The organism is Tabrizicola sp. YIM 78059, assembly GCF_004959785.1.
Taxonomy (GTDB): Bacteria; Pseudomonadota; Alphaproteobacteria; order Rhodobacterales; family Rhodobacteraceae; genus Tabrizicola; species Tabrizicola caldifontis.
Genome location: NZ_SJZH01000013.1, coordinates 47,677 through 68,390, shown reverse-complemented (window position 1 = coordinate 68,390; position 20,714 = coordinate 47,677). Strand labels below are relative to the sequence as shown.

Genomic DNA, 20,714 nt, shown 5'->3' with positions numbered 1-20,714 from the left:
TGTGCCTTCCCCGGGGCCCGCCATGACAGCAGCGGCAGCCCCTATTCGACATCCTCGGGCAAATCGACAATCAAACGACCAGCAGTCAGGTCAACATTGGGCACGATTGCCTTGGTAAAGGGCAAAAGCAGGGCCGATTTGTGACTGGCAGGAGATATTTCGATGATGTCGCCCGCCCCGTGATTGTGTATGGCGGTGACCTTTCCCAGAAGTTGGCCCCCGGTGTCGTAGGCAGACAGCCCGATCAGGTCGGCATGGTAGAATTCATCGTCCGGCAGGGCAGGCAGCCGGTCGCGCGGGACGAAAAGCCCCGTGCCGCGCAGTGCCTCGGCCTGCTCGCGGGAGGCAACACCCGACAGGCGGGCACCAAGTCCGCCGGCTATCGGACGGGTAAGGGTGACACGAAAGCTGCGGCTGCCGTCCTCGGTCAGAAGCGGGCCGTAGGAGGCGATGTCGGTCGGCACCGAGCAGAAGCTTTTCAGCCGCACCTCGCCGTTCACGCCGAAGGCGCCTGCAATCGCGCCGATGCAGATGAGATCCGCCATCAGCGCGTCTCCAGGTGAAGATCGGGGGAGCGGGTTTCCCAGCCTTCACGTTCCAGTTCGGGCATGTCGTCCTCGTCCTCAGGCCAGCCGATGCAGAGATAGCCGATGAAACGCCAGTGGGCCGGCGCGTCAAGATCACGCATGAGCCGGCCCGGATCAAGGATCGAGACCCAGCCGAGGCCAAGGCCCTCGGCGCGCAGTGCCAGCCAGAACAGCGTGATCGCGCCGACGACGGAATAGGCGCGGGTTTCCGGCATGGTTGCGGCGCCCAGGCCATGGCCCTTGGGCGTCGCGTCGTCGCAGAAGACGGCCAGCTGGACCGGCGCCTCGGCCATCCCCGACAATTTCAGCCGGCCATAATCGCGCGCCCGATCGCCCTGTTGGCCGGCCAGTGCGGCGGCATTGGCACAGCGGAAGTTGTCAAGACAGGCGGCACGGGCCACAGCCCCCTTCACCCGGATCAGGCGCCAGGGCTCGGACAGGCCGACGGAAGGGGCCAGGGAAAAGGCTTTCAGACAGCGGGCGAGGATCGCCTCGTCCACCGGGTCTGTACGGAAGCGGCGCACATCGCGCCGCCACCGCATGAGCCGGGCCAGATCTTCCCGGAAATCGGGGCTGAACCGGCCCGGCAGCACCGGATCACTCGGCGGCGGGTTCGGCGGCGCGGGCGGCCTTCTTGGCGGCACGCTCGGCCATCGCCTTGCCGGGAACGCCGGCCTTGGGGTTGTTGCGCGCCTTCTTCGGCAGGGCACCAGCGGCCTCGAGGAAGCGCGCGATGCGGTCGGTGGGCTGGGCGCCCTGGCTCAGCCAGTGCTGCACGCGGTCCATGTTCATCACGACGCGCTTTTCGTCGTCCTTGGCCAGAAGCGGGTTGTAGGTGCCGAGCTTCTCGATGAAGCGGCCGTCGCGCGGCATGCGCGAATCGGCGGCAACGATCGAATAGAACGGGCGCTTCTTGGAACCGCCGCGCGCCAGACGGATTTTCATAGCCATGGTGTATCTCCTTCTCGATGGCTGGTAACGGGGCAAGCCCCGGTCATTTCTGAAGCTTCTCGTGGTGCCTGATGACTTCACCGATGATGAAGGCCAGGAATTTCTTCGCGAGGTCGGGGTCGAGGTCGGCCTCTTTCGCCAGCTGGTCCAGCCGCGCCATCTGCCGTGCCTCGCGGTCGGGGTCAGAAGGCGGCAGGCCATGTTCTGCCTTCAGCCGCCCCACGGCCTGGGTGTGCTTGAAGCGTTCGGCCAGGGTGTAGACCAGAATCGCATCCAGCCGGTCGATCGATTGTCGATGCTCTTTCAGCAGACTGGCTGCGCGGGTGGTGGCGTCGGTCATGCGACCAGCTCCGATGCAGGGTGGCGGGGGCAGCGGTCCAGCGCAGCGAACCGGGTATGGTGCAGGGCGATCTGGCGGGCGTGGCGGATCATCATTTCTTCCGCATCAGCCCCGAAAGGCCCGCAGGCAGGGTGATGCCGCGCGGCAGACCGCCGATGCCGGGCGGCAGCGCGCCGCCTGCCCCACCCGCGCCCTGCTGCATGCCCCTGGCCAGCTCAGCCAGTTCTTCGGGCGACATCTTCGACGGATCGGGCATGCCGCCCTTGCCGAGGAACTGGCGGATCATCTGCTTCATCATGCCGCCCTTGCCCATCTTCTTCATCATGTCGGCCATCTGCCGATGCTGTTTCAGAAGCCGGTTCAGGTCGGCCACATCCAGCCCGGCCCCGGCCGCGATGCGCTTCTTGCGGCTGGCCTGCAGAAGGTCGGGGTTCGCGCGTTCCTTCTTGGTCATCGAGTTGATCAGCGCGATCTGGCGGCGCAGCATCTGGTCGTTCAGCCCTGCCGCCTCGGCCTGGGCCTGCATCTTGGACATCCCGGGCATCATGCCCATGAGGCCCTGCATCCCGCCCATCTTCAGCATCTGTTCCAGCTGCATCTTCAGGTCGTTCATGTTGAACAGACCCTTGGCAAAACGCTTGGCCATGCGTTCGGCCTGTTCGGCCTCGAAGGTCTCCTGCGCCTTCTCGACCAGCGCCACGATGTCGCCCATGCCCAGGATGCGGCCGGCGACACGTTCGGCCTCGAAGGGCTCGATCGCGTCCATTTTCTCGCCGAGGCCGACAAAGCGGATCGGCTTGCCGGTGATCGCCCGCATCGACAGCGCAGCACCGCCGCGGCCGTCACCGTCCATCCGGGTCAGGACCACGCCGGTGATCCCCACCTTGCCGTCGAATTCGGTGGCGACGTTCACCGCGTCCTGGCCGGTCAGGCCGTCGACCACAAGGAGCGTCTCGCGCGGTTGGGCGATGTCGCGCACGGCCTTGACCTCGTCCATCAGGACTTCGTCGATGTGCAGCCGCCCGGCGGTGTCGAGGAACAGCACGTCATAGCCGCCCAGGGATGCCTGGGTCTTGGCACGCTTCGCGATCTGCACCGCCGTCTCGCCCTTGACGATGGGCAGCGTATCGACACCGATCTGCGCGCCCAGGATCGCCAGCTGCTCCATCGCCGCAGGGCGGTTGGTGTCGAGAGAAGCCAGCAGAACCTTCTTGCCGTTCTTCTCCTTCAGCCGCTTGGCAAGCTTTGCGGTGGTCGTGGTCTTGCCCGAACCCTGAAGGCCGACCATCAGGATGGTCGCAGGCGGGTTGTCGATCTTCAGCGCCTCGGCCGGGCCGTCGCCGGACAGCACGCGGATCAGCTCGTCATGGACGATCTTCACCACCATCTGGCCGGGGGTGACCGACTTGGTGACGGCCGCGCCGGTGGCCTTTTCAGTCACGCGCCTGATGAAATCGCGCACGACGGGCAGCGAGACGTCGGCCTCCAGCAGCGCGACACGAACCTCGCGCAGCGCGGTGGTCACGTCGGCCTCGGTCAGCGCCCCCTGCTTGGTGAGACGATCGAACACGCCGCCAAGGCGTTCTGACAGGCTTTCGAACATCGCGTCACCCTTTCGTTGCGTCTGCCCCGATATGGGGCGGCGGAACCCTGATGCAAAGCGGAACGGCACCCGTGGGCGCAACGCGCTGACGGATGGCGATCCCGGGCCATGCCCTAGGGACCGGAAGCCTTGGCCTCCGGGGATTGGGGGCGGATACGCCCATCGCCCGCCCGAGTCAAGCCGTGCCGCCCGCTCCGGCCAGCCAGCGGTTGATCGCCTCGGCCGTGCGGGCAGCGCCGTCGCCGCTGGAATGGATCTGGGTCAGCGGCACATCGCCAGTCGTGGTCTTCAGGATGGGACGGTGGGTGTAAGTGGCAGTCGATCCCGAACTCGCGTCAGTGCTGGAGTGGCTGAGCGTCGTCTCGACACCGGCCGCCATGATGTCGGCCAGACGAAGGCTGCGGTGGGCCCGGCCCAGCAGGGTGGCGGTACGGATCACCACAACACCGGTGGGGCGGTCGAAGATCACCAGCACCCGGCGGACGAAGATGACGAACATGACCCCCATCAATGCCGCGCCAAGGGTCATGCCGAATGCAAGCCAGGGCTCATCCCGCAGGGTGAACAGGGCCACGCCAAGGAAGAAAAGGATGGCGAGGATCAGGATCAGTCCCAGCGCCCAGGGGCGGGAGTCGAGCGTCAGGCGGTCAGGCGTGATCTCGGCGATGCGCATCGGAATTGGTCCGGCAAGGCTACCGGGCCAGTGTTGGACCTGTCGCCCACTGCGTCAAGCGATACGGCCAAGCCCCTTGCATTGGCGGCGCGGCCGGCGTTTTCTGTGCATCCCTGCACAGCGAGAAAAGGGCGCAGCATGGAAAACTGGGACGAGATCCGCACGGCCTATCAGGTGGCCCGCCTCGGCACCGTCTCGGGCGCGGCCGAGGTGCTGGGCGTGCATCATGCGACGGTGATCCGCCATATCGACGCGCTGGAAAAGCGGCTGGGGGCCAAGCTGTTCCAGCGCCACGCGCGGGGTTATACGGCAACCGAGGCGGGGCGCGACCTGCTGGCGGTGGCCCAGACAACCGAAGAACAGTTCGCCCACCTTGCCAGCCGCATCAAGGGTCAGGGCGAGACGGTCTCGGGAGAGCTGGTGGTGACCTCGATCGCGGGGGTTTCGGACCTGCTGACCCCGGTCATGGTCAGCTTTCAGGATGCCTGGCCCGAGGTGCGAGTGCGGTTTCTGACCGACATGCGGGTGTTCCGGCTGGACTATGGCGAGGCGCATGTGGCGATCCGCGCCGGCACGGGGCCAGAGGAGCCGGACAACGTGGTGCAGCCCCTGACCCGGATCCGCTGGGCGCTTTACGCCACCCGGGCCTATGTGGACCGCCATGGCCACCCTGGCAGCGAAGCCGGCTTTCAGGGCCACCGCTTCGTCTGCACCGATGCCGAAACGACAAAGGCCCCCTTCCATCGCTGGCTGCGGTCGATGGTCCAGCCCGAGCAGGTGGTCTATGCCGCGACCGAGCCCGCCGCGCTGGAAGATGCCGTGAAGCAGGGGGCCGGCATCGGGTTCATGGCGGTGCATCGCGCGGCGAACGACGCGGATCTGATCGAAATCCTGCCCCCGCGGGCGGAATGGGAGACCCCCCTGCGCATCGTAACCCATGTCGATCTGCACCGGACGCTGAAGGTGCAGGCCTTTCTCACCCACCTGAAAGAGGCAGCGAAGTCGTGGAAGTTCTGCGGCTGATGCCGGAAGCAGCCGGTCCTCTGCGGAAGCACCCAACCCCCATCCCCACCCCCCGAGGGGGAGAGGAGGCGCCAGGGGCGGATTCGATCCGGTCGGGTGGATCGTGCGCCTGAGCCAGTCGCATCGCGGGCATCTGGCGATGCTGGCCTTCTCGGCGCTGGTGGCGGGGTCGTTCTCGCTGGGCGCGCTGGCGGCACCTTTCGTCGATCCGGGCGCGCTTTCGGCACTGCGCTTCCTGCTGGCGGGTCTTCTGGTCGGTATCGCGGCGCTGACAACCACGGGCCTGCCGCGCAGTGCCTGGGTCGCGCCTTGGCGCTATCTGGTGCTGGGGGCGCTGCTTGCAGCCTATTTCGTGCTGATGTTCGAGGGCCTGAAGACGGCCGACCCGGTTCCGGCTGCGGCGGTCTTCACGCTGACACCCGTGATGGCAGCGGGGTTCGGCTGGCTGCTGCTGCGCCAGCGTCTGACCGGGCGGATGGCGCTGGCGCTGACAATCGGTGCGGCAGGCGCCCTGTGGGTGATCTTCCGGGCCGACCTGGCCGCTCTCATGGCGTTGCGGATCGGCCCGGGCGAAGTGACCTATTTCTGGGGCTGTGTGGCCCATGCACTATACACCCCGATGGTGCGCAGGCTGAACCGGGGCGAGCCTGCGGTGGTCTTCACCTTCGGGATGATGGTGGCGGGAACGGCGGTTCTGACGCTTTGGGCCTGGCCCGCGCTTATGGCGACCGACTGGGCGGCCCTGCCGGGGATTGTCTGGGTGACGCTGGCCTATGTGGCGGTTGCGGCCAGCGCGCTGACCTTCGTCCTACTGCAATACGCCACCCTGCGGCTGCCGGCTGCCAAGGTCATGGCCTATACCTACCTGGTGCCCAGTTGGGTGATCCTGTGGGAAGTCGCGCTGCACGGCGCCGTGCCACCCGGTCTGGTGCTGGTGGGCGTGGGGCTGACCATACTGGCCCTGGGGCTGTTGCTGAAGGAATAGCGCAAATCTAGGCTTTTTCGACGAAACATCTCAGACCGTTGGTCAGATAGCCTTCGGCCAGCTCCAATGTTCCGGCCGTGTAACCCGGCCCGCCGAAACCTTGCGCGGTGTCGCTGTCGGCACGGGTGGCCAGCCAGGCGGTCAAGAGCACCCGACGCAGGAAGATCAGCGAGGGGATCATCGCCCGGTCCTCGCGCCCCAGGGGGCTCACGCGGGCATAGCCCTCCAGCCAGCGGGCGATCAGGTCGGGCAAGCGCGGGTCGGTCTCGATGAACGAAAGGGCGGCGGCCAGGTCATAGGCCCACCAGCCGAAGCCGCAGTCGTCGAAGTCGATGGCGGTCAGGCTCTCGCCCGACACCATCAGGTTCGCCAGCCGCAGATCGGCATGGATCAGGCCGAAACGCTCCGGCCCCGTGCCATAGGCGGCCAGCCGCGTGGCCAGGGCGTCGGTGGCGCGCGCGAGCAGCGCCTCGCCCGGGCCGTCCAGCCCCTGCGCCTGCCGCCAGTGGCCCCAATGCGGCCGGGGCCCGAGGATGGTCTCCACATCCCACCGCTTGCGGGTGAAGCCGGGCGGCGGGGTCCAGGCGCGGGCGTGGAGGTGCAGGCGGGCGGTGATCTCTCCCAGAGGCGCGAACCAGCGCGAAAGGTCGTCGCCGGGCTGCAACTCCTGCCCCGGCAGGCGGGCGAAGGCGACGAGGAGTCGGCCGTCGATCTCGCTGACGAGACCCTGCCGGCCCGGAACGGGGCGGACGGCGTTCAGCCCCGGCAGATCCTGCAGCGCGCCCAGCCAGGCGAGTTCCGAGGCGATCTCGGCCTTCGTGTGATAGCCCGCGCGGTGCAGCCGCAGGACCAGATCGCCGGCGGCCCAGGTCTCGTTCTCGGACCGGTTCAGCAGGGTCAGCGGCGTGTCGGGCGGCAGCCCGTAAAGCGGCAGCGCGCGGGCGATCAGGTCAGACATCGCCGCCCCGGCGCAGAAGGTAGATGTCCATGATCCAGCCATGCTCGGCCCGCAGCCGGGCGCGGGTGGCAAGGATCTTCTCGGCCACCTCGGCAAGGGGGCCGTGGATCAGGCATTCCTCGGGCATCCCGACATAGGCGCCCCACCAAATCGTCACACCCTCGGGGTCGATCGCGGTGAAGGCGCCGCCCTTGTCCAGCATCACGGCCAGGGTCGTCGCGCCCTCGGGCCAGCCGTGATCGCGCAGCTGGCGGCCGGTGGTGATGGTGACGGGGGCGGCCAGCGTGTTCAGCGGGATCGCATGCGCCGCCGTCAGCGCCTGAAGCGAGGTGATGCCGGGCACGACCCTGACGGTCACGCCCGGAAGCCGGGCCGCGATGCGCAGCGTGCTGTCGTAAAGCGAGGGGTCGCCCCAGACCATCAGCGCGACATCGCGGGCGCCGGGATGGGCGGCGATGCACTCGGCCCAGACCCGGGCGATGGCGTCGTGCCAGTCGTTCACGGCGCCGAGGTAGTCGTCCTGATCGGCGCGCTGGGGCACGTCGTATTCGGCGACGGGAACGGGGCGGGTCAGAACCTGCGTCAGGATCTGGCGGCGCAGGTCGGCCAGGTCGGACTTGGCCTGCCCCTTGCGCGGGATCAGGATCAGGTCCGCCGCGTTCAGCGCGCGGATGGCCTGTCCGGTCACATGGTCGGGATTGCCGGTGCCGATGCCGATCAGGGAAAGCGTGGTCATGGCCCGGGCTTTACGGGTGGGCGCGGCCCTCTGCAAGGCCGCGCCGCATCGCGTCAGGCGGCGGAATAGAGCCGCGGCGTCACCAGGGCCGAGCCCTGCCCCCGCAGCGCCTTGGCCGTGGCCAGCACGGCCAGGTCGGCGATGGGCTCGATCAGCACGACCAGCATGTAGGCCGCGCCGAAGGACAGGATCGAGCCCAGGTTCTCGGCCCCGAAGCCCTGGCCGTAGATCGCCCAGAAGGCCACCCAGGCCACGACGCCGCCCTGATAGACGGTCGAAAGCGCCAGGACCTGCCGGTATTCCAGATCGACGTAGGCGGTGCCGGGGGCGATGACGCGCCTGGCCATCTCGTGCAGGGCGAAGAGCGGCACGAGGAGCGTGGTCAGGTTCATGCCGTATTGCGGCAGGTCGAAGGGCGCGAAGAACAGGCCCTGGATCAGAAGGCCCATGGCCAGCCCGATCGCCGCCGGCCCCGCGCCGAGGATCAGGAAGAGGGTCGAGCCGAGGATGAAGTGGACCTCCGACACGCCCACCGGGAAATGCGGCAGGATCTCGAAGAAGGTAAAGACGCCAACGGTCGCCACCAGCGACCGCAGCGCGACCGAGGCGATGCCGCTTTCGCGGGTAGCCTTTGCCACATGGTAGAGCGCCGTGCCGCCCGCAGCGGCGGCGGTGGCGTAGCCCAGCGCGATCTTGGCCCCATCGACGAGGCCCGGTTCGATATGCATGTCTGTCCCTCCTGCCGTCACACCCGACGGCGGTTGTTGCTTCCGTGCAGGGCCGGTCTCCTGGCTGGCGGATCGCGGCGGGTTCCTTGCCTTCCCGTCCCCTCGGGGGCAGTGGCGTACTCGGAACCCGCTCACCGCTGACAGTCGCGGGGGCGGCTGATGTCACGGACCCCCTGTTGGGTAGGCCCGCTCCTCATTCCCGTTTCAGTCCCGGCGCTTTGCGCCTTGTGGGACACCTTGCAGCTTCCTGTCTGCGCCTCTGCTGCGTTTCGGTCAAGGAAGAAGGCGACCGGCCGCGATCAATCCGCGACGCCTTCGGCCAGCCGGCCATAGAGGATCAGGCCGGGCAGGGGCGAGCGGTCGCTGGCCAGGGCCTCGGCCAGGGCTGCGACGGTGGTCCGGTGCAGGCGCTGGTCCGGGGTGCTGACGGCTTCGGCCAGAAGCGCGGGCGTGTCGGGCGGCAGGCCGTGGGCGATCAGCGCCGCAGCGAGCGCGGGGAAGGTGCGCTTGCCCATATAGACCACGGTGGTGGCGCCGGGATCGGCCAGCGCGGGCAGGTTCAGCCCCGGCGGCAGGTTCCCGGTGACATCGGCGGCGGTGATGAACTGGATGCGCTGGGCGTGCTGGCGCCGGGTCAGCGGGATCCCCGCCGCCGCCGCCGCCGCCGAAGCGGAGGTGACGCCCGGAATGATCTCGCAGGGGATGCCGGCGGCGCGGACGGCGGCCAGCTCTTCCTCCAGCCGGCCGAAGATGCCCGAATCGCCCGATTTCAGCCGCACCACCCGGGCGCCGGTCCGGGCATAGTCCACCAGAAGCCGGCTGACGTGGTCCTGCTTGGGCGAGGCCCGCCCGGCCCGCTTGCCCACACCGACCATATCCGCCCCCGGCTTGGCCAACGCAAGGATCGGACCCGAGGACAGGTCGTCGAACAGCACCGCATCCGCTGCCTCGAGCGCCCTGACCGCCTTGACGGTCAACAGGTCTGGGTCGCCGGGTCCGGCAGAGACGAAATGGACAAATCCGGTCATTGGGCAGGTGCGATCAGGTGAAAGAAGGTGCCGGTCGATAGCCCGCCGCCGGGCTGGAGTCGAGTGCTCCCGGTCTCCTCGACCGGGGCGCCGGTGGCGTCGGTCACCTCGCCCAGCGGCGCATCGGGCTGGGCGAGGATGGTGGAATAGTGGAACTCGTGCCCGCGCAGGGTGCTGCCCGGTGCATGGCCGGGGATGCCCTGCGCCAGCCGTGCGAGGCGATAGCCCAGATGCATCCGGCGTTTCTCGAAACTGGTGACCAGACCCAGAAGCCCCGCCATCGGCCAGCGGGCGCCGTCCTTGTCGATGATCGCCTCGCCCATGGCCATGTAGCCGCCGCATTCGCCATGCACGGGCTTGCGGTCGGCAAAGCCGCGCAGCTCCTCGCGAAAGCGCGTGGCCCCGGCCAGCGTGGCCCCGTGCAGCTCCGGGTAGCCGCCCGGCAGCCAGCACACATCGGCCGAAGGGTCCGGGGCCTGATCGGCCAGCGGTGAAAAGGGCAGCACCTCGGCCCCCGCCCGGCGCCAGGCGTCGAGAAGATGCGGATAGACAAAGCTGAAGGCCGCATCCCGCGCCAGGGCGATGCGCTGGCCAGGCGGGGGGATCGGCAGGGGCGGGGCCGGACGCACGGCACTGTCGGCCGCGGCGATCAGGGCGTCGAGGTCCACAGCCTCGCGCACCAGATCGCCCACCGCGCGCAGCAGGTCGGTCAGCGCGGGCAGCTCCTCGGCCTGCACCAGGCCCAGATGCCGCTCCGGCATCGCGATCACCCCGCGCTTGGGCAGGGCACCCAGGACCGGCAGGCCTGCCTCCTCCATCCCGGAGCGCAACAGCGCCTCGTGTCGGGGCGAGGCGACGCGGTTCAGGATCACCCCCGCCAGCCGCAGCCCCGGCCGGAAGCGTGCCAGCCCCTGCGCCACCGCCGCCGCCGTCTGCGCCTGACCGCTCGCGTCGATCACCAGCACCACCGGCCAACCCATGCGCAGGGCCAGGTCCGCCGCCGCGCCATTGCCGCAGGCCCCCGGCGCCGCCACCCCGTCGTAAAGGCCCATCGACCCCTCGGCCAGCACCAGGTCGGCGCCCTCGGCCAGCCCCACCAGCCCGTCCAGCATCGCCCCCGGCATGGCCCAGCTGTCAAGGTTCACCGATTCCCGCCCCGAGGCCGCGCGGTGAAAGGCCGGATCGATGTAATCCGGCCCGTTCTTGAACGGCTGGACCACCAGCCCGCGCTCCCGCAGCGCGGCCAGAAGGCCCAGCATCACCGTGGTCTTGCCCGTGCCGCTGGCCGGGGCCGAGACCATCAGGCCGGGAATCATCGCCCCGTCTCCGGGAATCGCGGATCGGTGCCCACCGGGCGATAGCGCCGGTCGTAGTCGCCCGCGTAAAGCCGGCTTTCCGCGAACCCCTCCTGCGCCAGCGCCCGCCCGACCAGGATCAGCGCCGTCCGCTCGCCCTTGCCGATCGAGGCATCTAGCGTGGCCAGCGTCGCCCGCAGCACCCTCTCCTCGGGCCATGAGGCGCGGAACACCACCGCCACCGGACAGTCCGGCCCGTAGAAGGGCATCAGCCGCGCCACCACGTCGCCCAGCACATGCACCGACAGATGGATCGCCAGCGTCGCCCCCGTGCGGGCGAAGGCCTCCAGACTCTCGCCCTCGGGCATGGGCGAGGCCCGGCCCGAGGTGCGGGTCAGCACCACCGATTGCGCCAGCCCCGGCAGGGTCAGCTCTGCCCCCAGCGCGGCGGCAGCGGCGGCAAAGGACGGCACCCCCGGCGTCACGTCATAAGGGATGCCCAGCGCGCGCAAGCGCCGCAGCTGCTCGCCCATCGCCGACCAGACCGACAGATCGCCCGAATGCAGCCGCGCCACGTCCAGACCCGCCGCATGCGCCGCGGCGATCTCGGCCATGATCTCGTCCAGGCTCATCGGCGCGGTGTTCACGATCCGGCAGCCGGGCGGACAATGCGCCAGCACGCCTTCCGGCACCAGCGACCCGGCATAAAGACAGACGGGCGAGGCCGCGATCAGGTCGCGCCCCCGGATCGTCAGCAGATCCGCCGCCCCCGGCCCCGCCCCGATGAAATGGACGGTCATTTCAAACCCCTCGCGTGTCCCGGCATTTGCCCTTTTCCCAAATACTCCCGCCGGAGGCAGGTCCGAGCCGGTTGCGCGGCCCCCGGGCCGCGCAGAGGCGAGACATGGGCTTGCGCCGCAAGGTGCTCCATTCTGCCCCCCTGCCTCATGCCCCACCCTCGGCGATCGCCGCCGTCGCCATCCCGTCTGCGGACACCGCCCGCGGCCCGCGCAGCCGCGCGCCCGGCCCTGCCGCCGCCAGCGCCGCCGCCTCGGCCAGCGAGCCCGTCCCGAACCGTGCCGCCACCCGCTGCGACCGCGTGACCGTCGCCAGGCCAAGCAGCGCCTCCTCCGGCACGGCGACCACGGGCAGCCCCAGCTCCCGGCCCAGATCCGCCAGCCCCCCGGCCTTGCCCTCCACTGTCGCAAGATGCGTCACGCCCGCAGGCCCCCCAGCGCCGGAAAGCGCGTCGCGCAGGGCGGCCAGCGTCACCCCCGACCGGAACCCGAAGCCCGCCACGATCATCGCACGACGCTCCATTGCAGGATCGGCAGCGCCGCGCGCCAGCCGCGCTTGCGACCGATGGCGGCGGGCTCGGACAGTTCGATCCGCAACAGGCTGCCGCCCACCCGCGCCGACCAGTCCAGCACCAGCGCCTCGGTCTCCAGCGTCACTGCGTTCAGGACCAGCCGGGCACCTTCGGGCATCATCTCCCACAGCCGCGCCAGCAAGGCCTCCGACGCCCCGCCGCCGACAAAGACCGCATCGGGCGGCGGCAGGCGTTCCAGCCCCTCGGGCGCACGGGCCTCGGTCAGCCGGTGGCGGTGCGACAGGCCGAAGGCCGCGGCATTGCCCCGGGCGCGTTCGGCCCGCGCCGGATCGGCCTCCAGCGCCTCGACCCGCGCGCCCCCGGCCAGCAGCCATTCGATGCCGACCGACCCCGACCCCGCCCCGATGTCCCAGAGCAGCTCGCCGGCCCGCGGCGCCAGGGCGGACAGCGTCAGCGCGCGGACCGGGCGCTTGGTAATCTGGCCGTCATGGGCAAAAAACGCATCGGGCAGGCCGCCGGCCCGCGGCAGCCCGGGATCGGTGGCCTCGATGGCCGCCGAGACCGGGGCCCCGACCGGGCCCTTCGGCAGCCCCTGCGTGATCCGTTCCAGCGGGCCGCCCAGCCGTTCCAGCACGGTCAGCCGGGCGTTCGGATGGCCGTTCGCCGCCAGCCAGGCCGCCAGCTCCGCCACCGCCGCCCCGTCGCGCAGGGTGCAGATCACCCGCACCCCCCGCCCCAGCACCGGGCGCAGCCGGTCGAAGGGCGCCGCATGCAGGCCAAGGCACTGCACCTCCTCCAGCCGCCAGCCCAGCCGGTTCGCCGCCAGCTGGAAGCTGGAAGGCGCGGGATGCGAAACCCACTCGCCGGGCGACAGATGCGCCATCAGGCTGCCACCGGCGCCGAACCAGAACGGATCGCCCGAGGCGAGGACGACCACCCGACGCCCGCAATGCTCCAGCACGGGGGCGACGTCGAAGGGCACGGGCCAGGGGCGGCCCCTGTCCCCCGCCCCGACCAGCGCCAGATGCCGCGGGCCGCCGAACACGACCTCGGCCGCCGCCAGGGCGGCACGGCTTGCGGGCAACAGGCTGTCCGGTCCATCCTCGCCCAGACCGATGATCGTCAGCCAGGGATCAGCCATGCCCCCCCTCCTTCCGCCGCGCGTCCTTCTCCTCGGCGGCACCACCGAGGCCGCCGCCATGGCGCGCGCGCTCGCCGAGGCCGGGGTGGAGGCGGTCTATTCCTACGCCGGACGGACCGAGGCCCCCGTGGCGCAGCCCCTGCCCGTCCGCATCGGCGGCTTCGGCGGGGCCGAGGGGCTGGCGGCCTATCTTCGGGCCGAGCGGATCACGCATCTCATCGACGCCACCCATCCCTTCGCCGCGCGGATGAGCCGGAACGCGGCGGAAGCCTGCGCGGCCACGCAAACCCCGCTGATCGCGCTGGAGCGTGAGCCCTGGCAGGCTGGCGAGGGCGACCGCTGGACCCATGTCCCCGATGTCGCCGGGGCGGTTGCGGCCCTCGGACAGGCCCCGCGACGGGTGTTCCTCGCCATCGGCCGCCAGACCCTCGACGCCTTCGCGGCGGCTCCGCAGCACCATTACCTCTTGCGGCTGGTGGACCCGCCGACCGAACCGCTGCCCCTGCCCCGGGCCCAGGCGGTGATCGCGCGGGGGCCCTTCACGGTGGCGAGCGACCGCGCGTTGCTTGCGGACCACCGGATCGAGATGATCGTCGCCAAGAACGCGGGCGGCGCGGGGGCAGAGGCCAAGCTGATCGCGGCGCGTGACCTGGGCCTGCCGGTCATCCTGATCGACCGGCCAGCGGTGCCGGATCGCCGGGTGGCACGGACCGTGGCCGAGGTCATGGGCTGGCTGGGTCTCCAGGGGTAGGCTCGTCGAGCCCTTCGGGCACTCCTCGCGAGTGGGCTCCGAGTAGGAACCGAAGGGCACGACGAGGATTTCGCGGGTCATTTCGCGCTCCGCGGCGAATAGACCCACGGCCCGACGCGGCGGGTGGCGGAATTGCCGAGGATCACCACGGTGCGCATGTCGGCCATCTCGGGCGTCGCTTCGCCCAGGGTGACGGTGGTCAGGCGCTGGTCGGGGGTGGAGACGGCGCGGGCGAAGGTGATGAGGCGGTTCGGCCCGCATTCCTCGCGCAGGGTGGCGAGAGCCTTCACGAACCCCTCCGGGCGGCTGGCCGAACGGGGGTTGTAGAAGGCCATGGCGAAATCGGCGCGGGCGGCGTGGCGGAGGCGGGTCTCGATCACCTCCCAGGGTTTCAGGTTGTCGGACAGGTTGATGCAGCAGAAATCGTGGCCCAGGGGGGCCCCGGCAGCGGCGGCGGCGGCCAGCATCGCGGTGATCCCGGGCAGGACGCGGATGTCGAGCGCCTGCCAGTCCGCCCGGCCCTCCAGCGCCTCGAACACGGCCGAGGCCATGGCGAAGACGCCGGGATCGCCGGAGGAAACGACGACGACGCGGCGGCCTTCGGCGGCCATCGCCAGCGCGGCGCGGGCGCGGTCAAGTTCGACGCGATTGTCGGAGGGATGCAGCGTCAGCCCCGCACGCGGGGCGACACGGGCGACGTAGGGAATGTAGCCGACCACATCCGTCGCTTCGGCCAGGGCGGCCGAGACTTCGGGCGTCACCAGCCTGTCATCCCCGGGGCCGAGGCCCGCGATGGCCAGCCAGCCGCTCATTCCGGCAGCTCCGGGCGGCGGCCGTGGCCGTGGACGATCACGATAGCGAAATAGGGACAGTCGGCGGGATCGACCTCGGCAAGCCGCGCGACGCGCTGGTTCGGCATGGTGCCGCGTTCCACCAGCCAGGCGGCGTGCAGCCGGCCCGCCCGTTCCAGCGCGCGGCGGACGCGGGGCAGGTTGCGGCCGGTCTTCATGATGACCAGCGCATCGGCCTGTTCCATGTGGCGGACGAGGTCGTCTTCGGGCAGCGTGCCCATCAGGACCGTCAGCACATCGTCACCCCAGGTGATCGGCGTGTCGGTGGCGGTCCAGCAGCCGGTCATGCCGGTGATGCCGGGGATCACCTCGACCGGCACCCGGCCCTGCAGGCGCGAATGGAGGTGCATGAAGCTGCCGTAGAAGAACGGATCACCCTCGCAGAGCACGACGACATCCTCGGTCTCTGCCAGCGCGGCGAGGCGGTTCGCCCAGTCGTCGTAGAAATGCGCCAGCGCCTCGATGTAGCCGGGGCTGTCGAAGGGAAGTTCCGTGGTGACGGGGTATTCCATCGGGTATTCGATGGCATCGGGGGGGAGCATCCCCTCGACGATCCGGCGCGCCTGACCGGCGCGGCCTTCCTTGCGGAAATAGGCGACATGTTTCGCCGCGCCGATGGTGCGGGCGGCCTTGAGGCTCATCAGCTCCGGGTCGCCGGGGCCGAGGCCCGCACAGATCACGCGGCCCATGTGCGGCCCCCTTTCCGAGCGCGGTTGAGCCCCCCACCCCCATCCCCTCCCCACAGGGGGGAGGGGAGGCGCGGAGTCGGCGAAGTCCGGGCCATGGACGATCGGGTTTGTGCGCGCGGGTTGCCCGGGGCATTTCCCCTCCCCCCCGTGGGGAGGGGAGAGGGGTGGGGGGCACGGCATGGATCAGGCATGACGGCCATGGTCATTCCTTTCTCGATGCCAAGGCATTGACGGCCGCCACGGTGATCGCGCTGCCACCGAGGCGGCCCTTGACGATGAGGCTGGGGGCCGGAGGGGCCGCCATCAGCGCATCCTTCGACTCGGCGGCGCCGACGAAGCCCACGGGGCAGCCGATGATCGCGGCGGGGCGGGGGCAGGCGGGGTCTTCCAGCATGTTCAGAAGGTGGAACAGCGCGGTGGGCGCATTGCCGATGGCGACCACCGCCCCGGCCAGATGCGGTCGCCACAGTTCCAGGGCGGCGGCGGAGCGGGTGTTCTGCATCTCTTTCGCCAGCGTGGGAACCTTGGGGTCGTGCAGGGTGCAGATCACCGGGTTGTCCTTTGGAAGGCGGGCGCGGGTGATGCCCTCGCTGACCATGCGCGCGTCGCAAAGGATCGGCGCGCCGTCTTCAAGCGCGGCCCGGGCGGCGATGGCCATGCCGGGGGTGAAGCGGATGTGCGGGGCAAGTTCAACCATCCCGGCGGCGTGGATCATGCGGACGGCGACCACCTCTTCCTCGGGTGTGAAGCGGGCGAGGTCGGCCTCGGCCCGGATCATGGCGAAGCTTTGAAGATAGATTGCGGCGCCATCGGTTTCATAGACGTGGGGCATGGGTGGCCTTCAGGTGGTCTGGGATCGCCTGCGCAGGAAGGTTGCGCAGGCTGGGCGTGTCATGGGCGGTGCCGTTCCGGATCAGGTCGTAGCCCTGGCCGGTGGCGGTGAGGGTCAGGGGCGCGGGGCCGGGATGGGCGCAACCCTTGGCGCAGCCGGAGATGTGCAGGGTCTGGCCGGGCGCAAGATGTGGGGCGAGCTGGCGGGCGAGGGTGCGGGTATCGCCCAGCGCCTGCGGGCAGGCCGGGGCGCCGGTGCAGGCAGTGATCCGCAAGAGCGGTTCCGAGGTGTCGGTGATGAGGCCGGGGACGGCCGGAAGTTCGGTCGCGCCGGCGATCAGGAGCATGCGCCAGGGCGTCGGGCGGATCTCGTGGCCAAGGGCGGCGAGGGCGCGAAGGGTTTCGGCCTGCATCTGGCCGAAGGCAAAAGCGACAAGGGTTCCTTCGGGGTGGAGGCCCGGGCCGGGCGTCGGCACGGGTTCGGCGGGGGCGATGGTGCAGTCGGGCGGGATGCAGCCCTTGGCGATGAGGGCGGACATCCGGCCACGTCCGCCCGTGATCCCGCCTTTCCGCACGAACCATTCGGCCATCTCGATCGCGTCCCGGGCGAGGTCGGTGACCGGTTGGCCCAAGGGATGGCCTTCGGGGCGGAGGATCAGGCTGCCGTCTGCGCTGCGCTCGACGCGGATGTCGGCGGAGGCACCCGTCAGGACGGGGCGCGGGCCGGTGTCCAGCGCGAAACCGAACTTGCCGGGCAGTTTCGGCATACGGGCAAGGGCGGCCGTCAGGGTTGTCGCAAGGCTGTCGGTGTCGGCTTCTGATCCGGACGGGTGCCCCCCCTCCCCATCCCTCCTCCACCCTGGGGGGAGGGAGGCCCCCGGGGCGGGCGTTGCGCAGACCTGTCTGGCCGGATGGCTCCCCTCCCCCGCGTGGGGAGGGAGGTATGGGGAGGGGGGGCTGGTCCGGAAGGGCGTGACGATGAGGTTGCGGAGGGTTTCGGTCTCGACGTCGGGGTCGATCAGGCCCTGGGCGCGGAGGTCGTCGATGAGGTGCGGGTGCGAGGCCTCGGTCACGCCGCGCAGTTGCAGGTTGGCGCGGGCAGAGAGGTCGGTGATGCCGTTGCCGTGGGTTTCGGACGCTGTCGCTATGGCTGCGGCTTGCTCCGGGGTCAGGCGGCCCATAGGCGGACGGATGCGCACGACGAGGCCGTCGCCGGATTGCATCGGGCGGAGGGCCCCGGGGCACCAGCCCTTGATCTCCCAGGCGGTCATGCGGCGGCCCCTCGGGTTCGGGCAGTTGTTGAAAGGAGCGCGTTCCGCGCGCGCCTTTTGTCTCGCCTCTGCGCGCGAAGGGCGCGCAACCGGCTCGGGTGGCCTCCGGCGGGGATATTTGCGAACGGAAGAAATGCCGGGGTCATGCGGCACCATCCAGCCGGGCAGCGATGGAGTTGCGGCGCGTCTGCCATAGACCCGCATCGCGCAGGCGGCGGAAGAGGTCCTCCATGGCGGCAAGTGCCGCGGGGTTCTCGCGCTGGAGGAAGTCGCGGACCTCGTCGCGGCCCAGGGTGGCGTCGTGGTAGAGGTCGAAGAGGTGCGGGGGGACGACTTGGGCCAGATGCGCGAAGGCCGCCATGTGGTCGAGGGTGGCGGCGATCTCAGCGCCGCCCCGGAAGCCGTGGTGCATCATGCCTTCCGCCCAGTGCGGATTGGCGGCGCGGGCGCGCACGACCCGCGCGATTTCCTCGGTGAGGGTGCGGGCTTGCGGCGTGTCAGGACGGGTCGCGTCGATGTGGTAGAGGGTGGGTTTCGCGCCGCCCAGCCTGGCCACGGCGGCCGCGAAGCCGGCCTCGTGCGCGGCGTAGTCGGCGGCGATCAGGACATCGGTTTCGGGCAGATCCTGGGCATGGACGAAGCTGTCGGCGGCGAGGACGCGGGCTTCGAGCGCGGCGCGGGCCTCATGGGACTGGCCGTCGGGACCGATGGCCCAGGAGGACGCGGTGAGCCAGGCTTCGCCCGCAGCGGCGCGGGCCTCGTCGGTGAAGGTGTCGGCGGCGGTGCCCATGCCCAGGCCGTAGAGGCCGGGCTTCGGGCCGAAGACCCGCGCGGTGCGGGTGATGTAGGGGTTGTCCTCCGGCGGTTCGTCGCGGCCGGAAAGGGCCTCGGCGCCGGCTTCGAAGAGTTGCGCGAGGCCGGGGAAGACGTCGCGGAAGAGGCCGGAGACGCGGAGGGTCACGTCGATCCTCGGCCGGCCGAGCAGCGCCAGGGGAATCACCTCGAAGCCCGAGACCCTGGCCGAGCCGTCGTCCCATCTGGGCGCGAGGCCCGCGAGGTGCAGGGCCATCGCGAATTCCTCGCCCGCCGTGCGCATGGTGGCGCTGCCCCAGAGGTCGACGACCAGCCCGCGCGGATAGTCGCCGTGGTCCTGCAGGTGGCGTCGGATCAGTTCTTCGGCCAGCTTGACGCCCTGGGCATGGGCGTTGCGGCTGGGCACGGCGCGGGGATCGACACTGAACAGGTTGCGCCCGGTGGGCAGCACATCCTGTCGCCCACGCCAGGGAGAGCCCGCCGGACCAGGAGCCACGCGACGCCCGTCGAGAGATGCGAGCAATCCTTCGATTTCGCCCTCTCCCTTGCCGAAGACATGCAGGCCTGCACCGTACTGGCTTTCCTTCAGGTCGCAGACGAAGCGGTCGATTCGGGTGATCGCCTCGGCCGGGGTAGCGTGGACCGGCAGGCCGAGGTCGGCCGCAACACCGGAGGCCGCAGCCTCATCGCGGATTGCCGAGATCAAACGGTTGCGCCGGGCGGGATCCAGCCCGTCGGCGGTGGAATACTCATCCAGCAGCCGCTCCAGCCGATGCAGTTCCGGTGGCAGGCAGGACTGTGCCAGCGACGGCGGCAGGTGGCCCAGCGTGACGGCGCCGATCCGGCGTTTCGCCTGCGCGGCCTCGCCGGGGTCGTTGACGATGAACGGGTAGATGACCGGGGTGGGTCCAAGCAGCGCCTCGGGCCAGCACGTGTCGGACAGCGCGACGGACTTGCCCGGCAGCCATTCCAGCGTGCCATGCGCGCCCATATGGATCAGGGCATGCAGGCGCTCCGACCGCAGCCAGAGATAGAAGGCGACATAACCGTGGCGCGGCGTGCGCGAGAGGTCGTGATAGTCGCTGTCCCGCGTCGCGACCTCGCCGCGTTCGGGTTGCAGGCCCACAAGCACGTGACCGCGGCGGGTCGCAGCGAAGTGGAAGGCGCCATCACGGACCAAGGGGTCGGCGGCGGGGTCGCCCCAGGCGCGATGCAGGTCGTCGCGCAGCGATTCGGGCAGGCTTTGCAGCGACGCCAGGTAATCGACCAGCGGCCAGGACAGCGTCTCGCCCAGCGCCTGCGGCAGCGGGGCGCCGGGGGCGGTGGCATAGCCATGCGCGGCCAGTGTTTCCAGCACCCGCTCGGTCGAGGCCAGCGCGTCGAGGCCCACCGCATGGGCCATCTGATGCGCCCGGCCGGGGTAGGTGGACAGGATGATCGCCAGCTGCCGGTCGGCAGCGGGGGTGGCGGCCAGGCGGTGCCAATGCGTCACCCGGTCCACCACCGCACTGATGCGGCCGGCATCGGCACGGTGGGCAAAGCGCGAGAACTGAAGCGCCGGGTGGCGCTTGCCCGGGCTCTTGTGGCTGACGATCCCGGCGAACAGCCGGCCATCGACTTCGGGCAGCACCACATGCATCGCCAGATCGGCGGGCGACAGGCCCCGCTCGGATGCGGCCCAGTCGCGGCGGCGGGCGGTGGACAGGGCAACCTGGAACACCGGGCAGGATGCCGCGTCGAAGGGCGTGCGGCCCGCATCGTCGCGGGCCGAAAAGGCCGTGGCGTTCACGATCGCCACAGGCGCGCATTGCGACAGATGCGCCGACAGCCAGTCGGCCACGCCGGGCGCCTTCAGGCTGGGGACGAAGGCGCCGAGGGCGGCAAAGCCTGCCTCGCGGAAGGCCCGGATCAGCGCATCCACCGGGCCGGTGTCACCCGCGGTCAGATAGCTGCGGTAGAAGGTGACGAGGACGGAGCCTTTGGCAGGCCCCCCCCCCCTCCCCATCCCGCCCGAACGCGGGGGGGAGAAAGCCGCGGATGGCGGTGTCGCGATGGTCCTGTGGCGGCGTCTGGGGAGGAGCGTCGGCGGCCTGGTGCCTCCCCTCCCCCTCTGTGGGGAGGGGATGGGGG

General features: G+C 70.3%; 22 protein-coding genes and 1 riboswitch. Of the genes, 3 read left to right on the top strand and 19 right to left on the bottom strand.

Annotated elements, in window-relative coordinates:
- Positions 1 to 41: 41 nt before the first annotated feature.
- The 6 genes from rimM to EZM81_RS15135 all read right to left on the bottom strand — a co-directional run bounded on the left by rimM (position 42) and on the right by EZM81_RS15135 (position 4,154).
- On the bottom strand, positions 42 to 545 hold the full coding sequence (gene rimM, locus EZM81_RS15160; protein WP_135448320.1) for a ribosome maturation factor RimM: 504 nt from the start codon (positions 543 to 545) through the stop codon (positions 42 to 44).
- Positions 545 to 1,177, bottom strand: a complete 633-nt coding sequence (gene bluB, locus EZM81_RS15155) for a 5,6-dimethylbenzimidazole synthase (protein WP_135448462.1) — start codon at positions 1,175 to 1,177, stop codon at positions 545 to 547. The genes rimM and bluB overlap by 1 nt, the downstream gene beginning before the upstream one ends.
- A gap of 7 nt (positions 1,178 to 1,184) precedes the next feature.
- The gene (rpsP, locus tag EZM81_RS15150; RefSeq protein WP_135448322.1) at positions 1,185 to 1,538 is read right to left on the bottom strand and encodes a 30S ribosomal protein S16; all 354 of its coding nucleotides are present in this window, start codon (positions 1,536 to 1,538) and stop codon (positions 1,185 to 1,187) included.
- 43 nt (positions 1,539 to 1,581) lie between these two features.
- On the bottom strand, positions 1,582 to 1,878 hold the full coding sequence (locus EZM81_RS15145) for a chorismate mutase (protein ID WP_135448324.1): 297 nt from the start codon (positions 1,876 to 1,878) through the stop codon (positions 1,582 to 1,584).
- A 91-nt stretch (positions 1,879 to 1,969) separates the two neighbouring features.
- Complete coding sequence (gene ffh / locus EZM81_RS15140; RefSeq protein ID WP_135448326.1) at positions 1,970 to 3,481, bottom strand: signal recognition particle protein; 1,512 nt, start codon at positions 3,479 to 3,481, stop codon at positions 1,970 to 1,972.
- Positions 3,482 to 3,656: 175 nt separating this feature from the next.
- Positions 3,657 to 4,154, bottom strand: coding sequence for a hypothetical protein (locus EZM81_RS15135; protein WP_135448328.1), 498 nt, complete (start codon positions 4,152 to 4,154; stop codon positions 3,657 to 3,659).
- Between the two features lie 138 nt (positions 4,155 to 4,292).
- Between EZM81_RS15135 and EZM81_RS15130 the strand changes: the two genes are divergently transcribed.
- Together EZM81_RS15130 and EZM81_RS15125 are read left to right on the top strand one after the other, a co-directional pair.
- The gene (locus EZM81_RS15130) at positions 4,293 to 5,177 is read left to right on the top strand and encodes a LysR family transcriptional regulator (RefSeq protein ID WP_135448330.1); all 885 of its coding nucleotides are present in this window, start codon (positions 4,293 to 4,295) and stop codon (positions 5,175 to 5,177) included.
- 109 nt (positions 5,178 to 5,286) lie between these two features.
- The gene (locus EZM81_RS15125) at positions 5,287 to 6,162 is read left to right on the top strand and encodes a DMT family transporter (protein ID WP_256371632.1); all 876 of its coding nucleotides are present in this window, start codon (positions 5,287 to 5,289) and stop codon (positions 6,160 to 6,162) included.
- Between the two features lie 7 nt (positions 6,163 to 6,169).
- On the opposite strand, the gene EZM81_RS15120 is transcribed toward EZM81_RS15125, so the two are convergent.
- The 8 genes from EZM81_RS15120 to cbiE form a co-directional block, all read right to left on the bottom strand.
- A complete protein-coding gene (locus tag EZM81_RS15120; protein WP_136646286.1) occupies positions 6,170 to 7,120 on the bottom strand; it encodes a phosphotransferase enzyme family protein in 951 nt (316 codons plus the stop codon).
- The gene (gene cobF, locus EZM81_RS15115; protein WP_136646285.1) at positions 7,113 to 7,856 is read right to left on the bottom strand and encodes a precorrin-6A synthase (deacetylating); all 744 of its coding nucleotides are present in this window, start codon (positions 7,854 to 7,856) and stop codon (positions 7,113 to 7,115) included. Before cobF ends, EZM81_RS15120 begins: the two co-directional genes overlap by 8 nt.
- Before the next feature lie 53 nt (positions 7,857 to 7,909).
- Positions 7,910 to 8,584, bottom strand: a complete 675-nt coding sequence (locus EZM81_RS15110; protein ID WP_136646284.1) for an energy-coupling factor ABC transporter permease — start codon at positions 8,582 to 8,584, stop codon at positions 7,910 to 7,912.
- Positions 8,585 to 8,616: 32 nt separating this feature from the next.
- Positions 8,617 to 8,839, bottom strand: a riboswitch (cobalamin riboswitch).
- A 44-nt stretch (positions 8,840 to 8,883) separates the two neighbouring features.
- Positions 8,884 to 9,612, bottom strand: coding sequence for a uroporphyrinogen-III C-methyltransferase (gene cobA, locus EZM81_RS15105; protein WP_136646283.1), 729 nt, complete (start codon positions 9,610 to 9,612; stop codon positions 8,884 to 8,886).
- Positions 9,609 to 10,928: a cobyrinate a,c-diamide synthase gene (locus tag EZM81_RS15100; RefSeq protein WP_211195424.1), complete on the bottom strand. Its 1,320-nt coding sequence runs from the start codon at positions 10,926 to 10,928 to the stop codon at positions 9,609 to 9,611. The genes cobA and EZM81_RS15100 overlap by 4 nt, the downstream gene beginning before the upstream one ends.
- Positions 10,925 to 11,707 (bottom strand): precorrin-4 C(11)-methyltransferase, encoded by a 783-nt coding sequence (cobM, locus tag EZM81_RS15095; protein ID WP_135448340.1) that lies wholly within the window; start codon positions 11,705 to 11,707, stop codon positions 10,925 to 10,927. The genes EZM81_RS15100 and cobM overlap by 4 nt, the downstream gene beginning before the upstream one ends.
- 145 nt (positions 11,708 to 11,852) lie before the next feature.
- The gene (locus tag EZM81_RS15090; RefSeq protein WP_136646312.1) at positions 11,853 to 12,212 is read right to left on the bottom strand and encodes a cobalamin biosynthesis protein; all 360 of its coding nucleotides are present in this window, start codon (positions 12,210 to 12,212) and stop codon (positions 11,853 to 11,855) included.
- Positions 12,209 to 13,378: a precorrin-6y C5,15-methyltransferase (decarboxylating) subunit CbiE gene (gene cbiE, locus EZM81_RS15085; protein WP_136646282.1), complete on the bottom strand. Its 1,170-nt coding sequence runs from the start codon at positions 13,376 to 13,378 to the stop codon at positions 12,209 to 12,211. Before cbiE ends, EZM81_RS15090 begins: the two co-directional genes overlap by 4 nt.
- Here cbiE and EZM81_RS15080 point away from each other — a divergent pair.
- Positions 13,377 to 14,129, top strand: a complete 753-nt coding sequence (locus EZM81_RS15080; RefSeq protein WP_136646281.1) for a cobalt-precorrin-6A reductase — start codon at positions 13,377 to 13,379, stop codon at positions 14,127 to 14,129. The two genes, cbiE and EZM81_RS15080, sit on opposite strands and share 2 nt — an antisense overlap.
- A gap of 77 nt (positions 14,130 to 14,206) precedes the next feature.
- Here the strand turns inward: EZM81_RS15080 and cobJ are convergent, their stop codons facing one another.
- The 5 genes from cobJ to cobN form a co-directional block, all read right to left on the bottom strand.
- On the bottom strand, positions 14,207 to 14,941 hold the full coding sequence (gene cobJ, locus EZM81_RS15075) for a precorrin-3B C(17)-methyltransferase (protein WP_136646280.1): 735 nt from the start codon (positions 14,939 to 14,941) through the stop codon (positions 14,207 to 14,209).
- The gene (locus EZM81_RS15070; RefSeq protein WP_135448348.1) at positions 14,938 to 15,669 is read right to left on the bottom strand and encodes a precorrin-2 C(20)-methyltransferase; all 732 of its coding nucleotides are present in this window, start codon (positions 15,667 to 15,669) and stop codon (positions 14,938 to 14,940) included. Before EZM81_RS15070 ends, cobJ begins: the two co-directional genes overlap by 4 nt.
- A 202-nt stretch (positions 15,670 to 15,871) precedes the next feature.
- The gene (locus EZM81_RS15065) at positions 15,872 to 16,501 is read right to left on the bottom strand and encodes a precorrin-8X methylmutase (protein WP_135448351.1); all 630 of its coding nucleotides are present in this window, start codon (positions 16,499 to 16,501) and stop codon (positions 15,872 to 15,874) included.
- On the bottom strand, positions 16,485 to 17,771 hold the full coding sequence (locus EZM81_RS15060) for a precorrin-3B synthase (RefSeq protein ID WP_136646279.1): 1,287 nt from the start codon (positions 17,769 to 17,771) through the stop codon (positions 16,485 to 16,487). The genes EZM81_RS15065 and EZM81_RS15060 overlap by 17 nt, the downstream gene beginning before the upstream one ends.
- Positions 17,772 to 17,913: 142 nt before the next feature.
- Positions 17,914 to 20,589 carry a cobaltochelatase subunit CobN gene (gene cobN, locus EZM81_RS15055; RefSeq protein WP_136646278.1) on the bottom strand — a complete coding sequence of 892 codons (2,676 nt, stop codon included), beginning with the start codon at positions 20,587 to 20,589 and terminating at the stop codon, positions 17,914 to 17,916.
- Positions 20,590 to 20,714 lie beyond the last annotated feature (125 nt).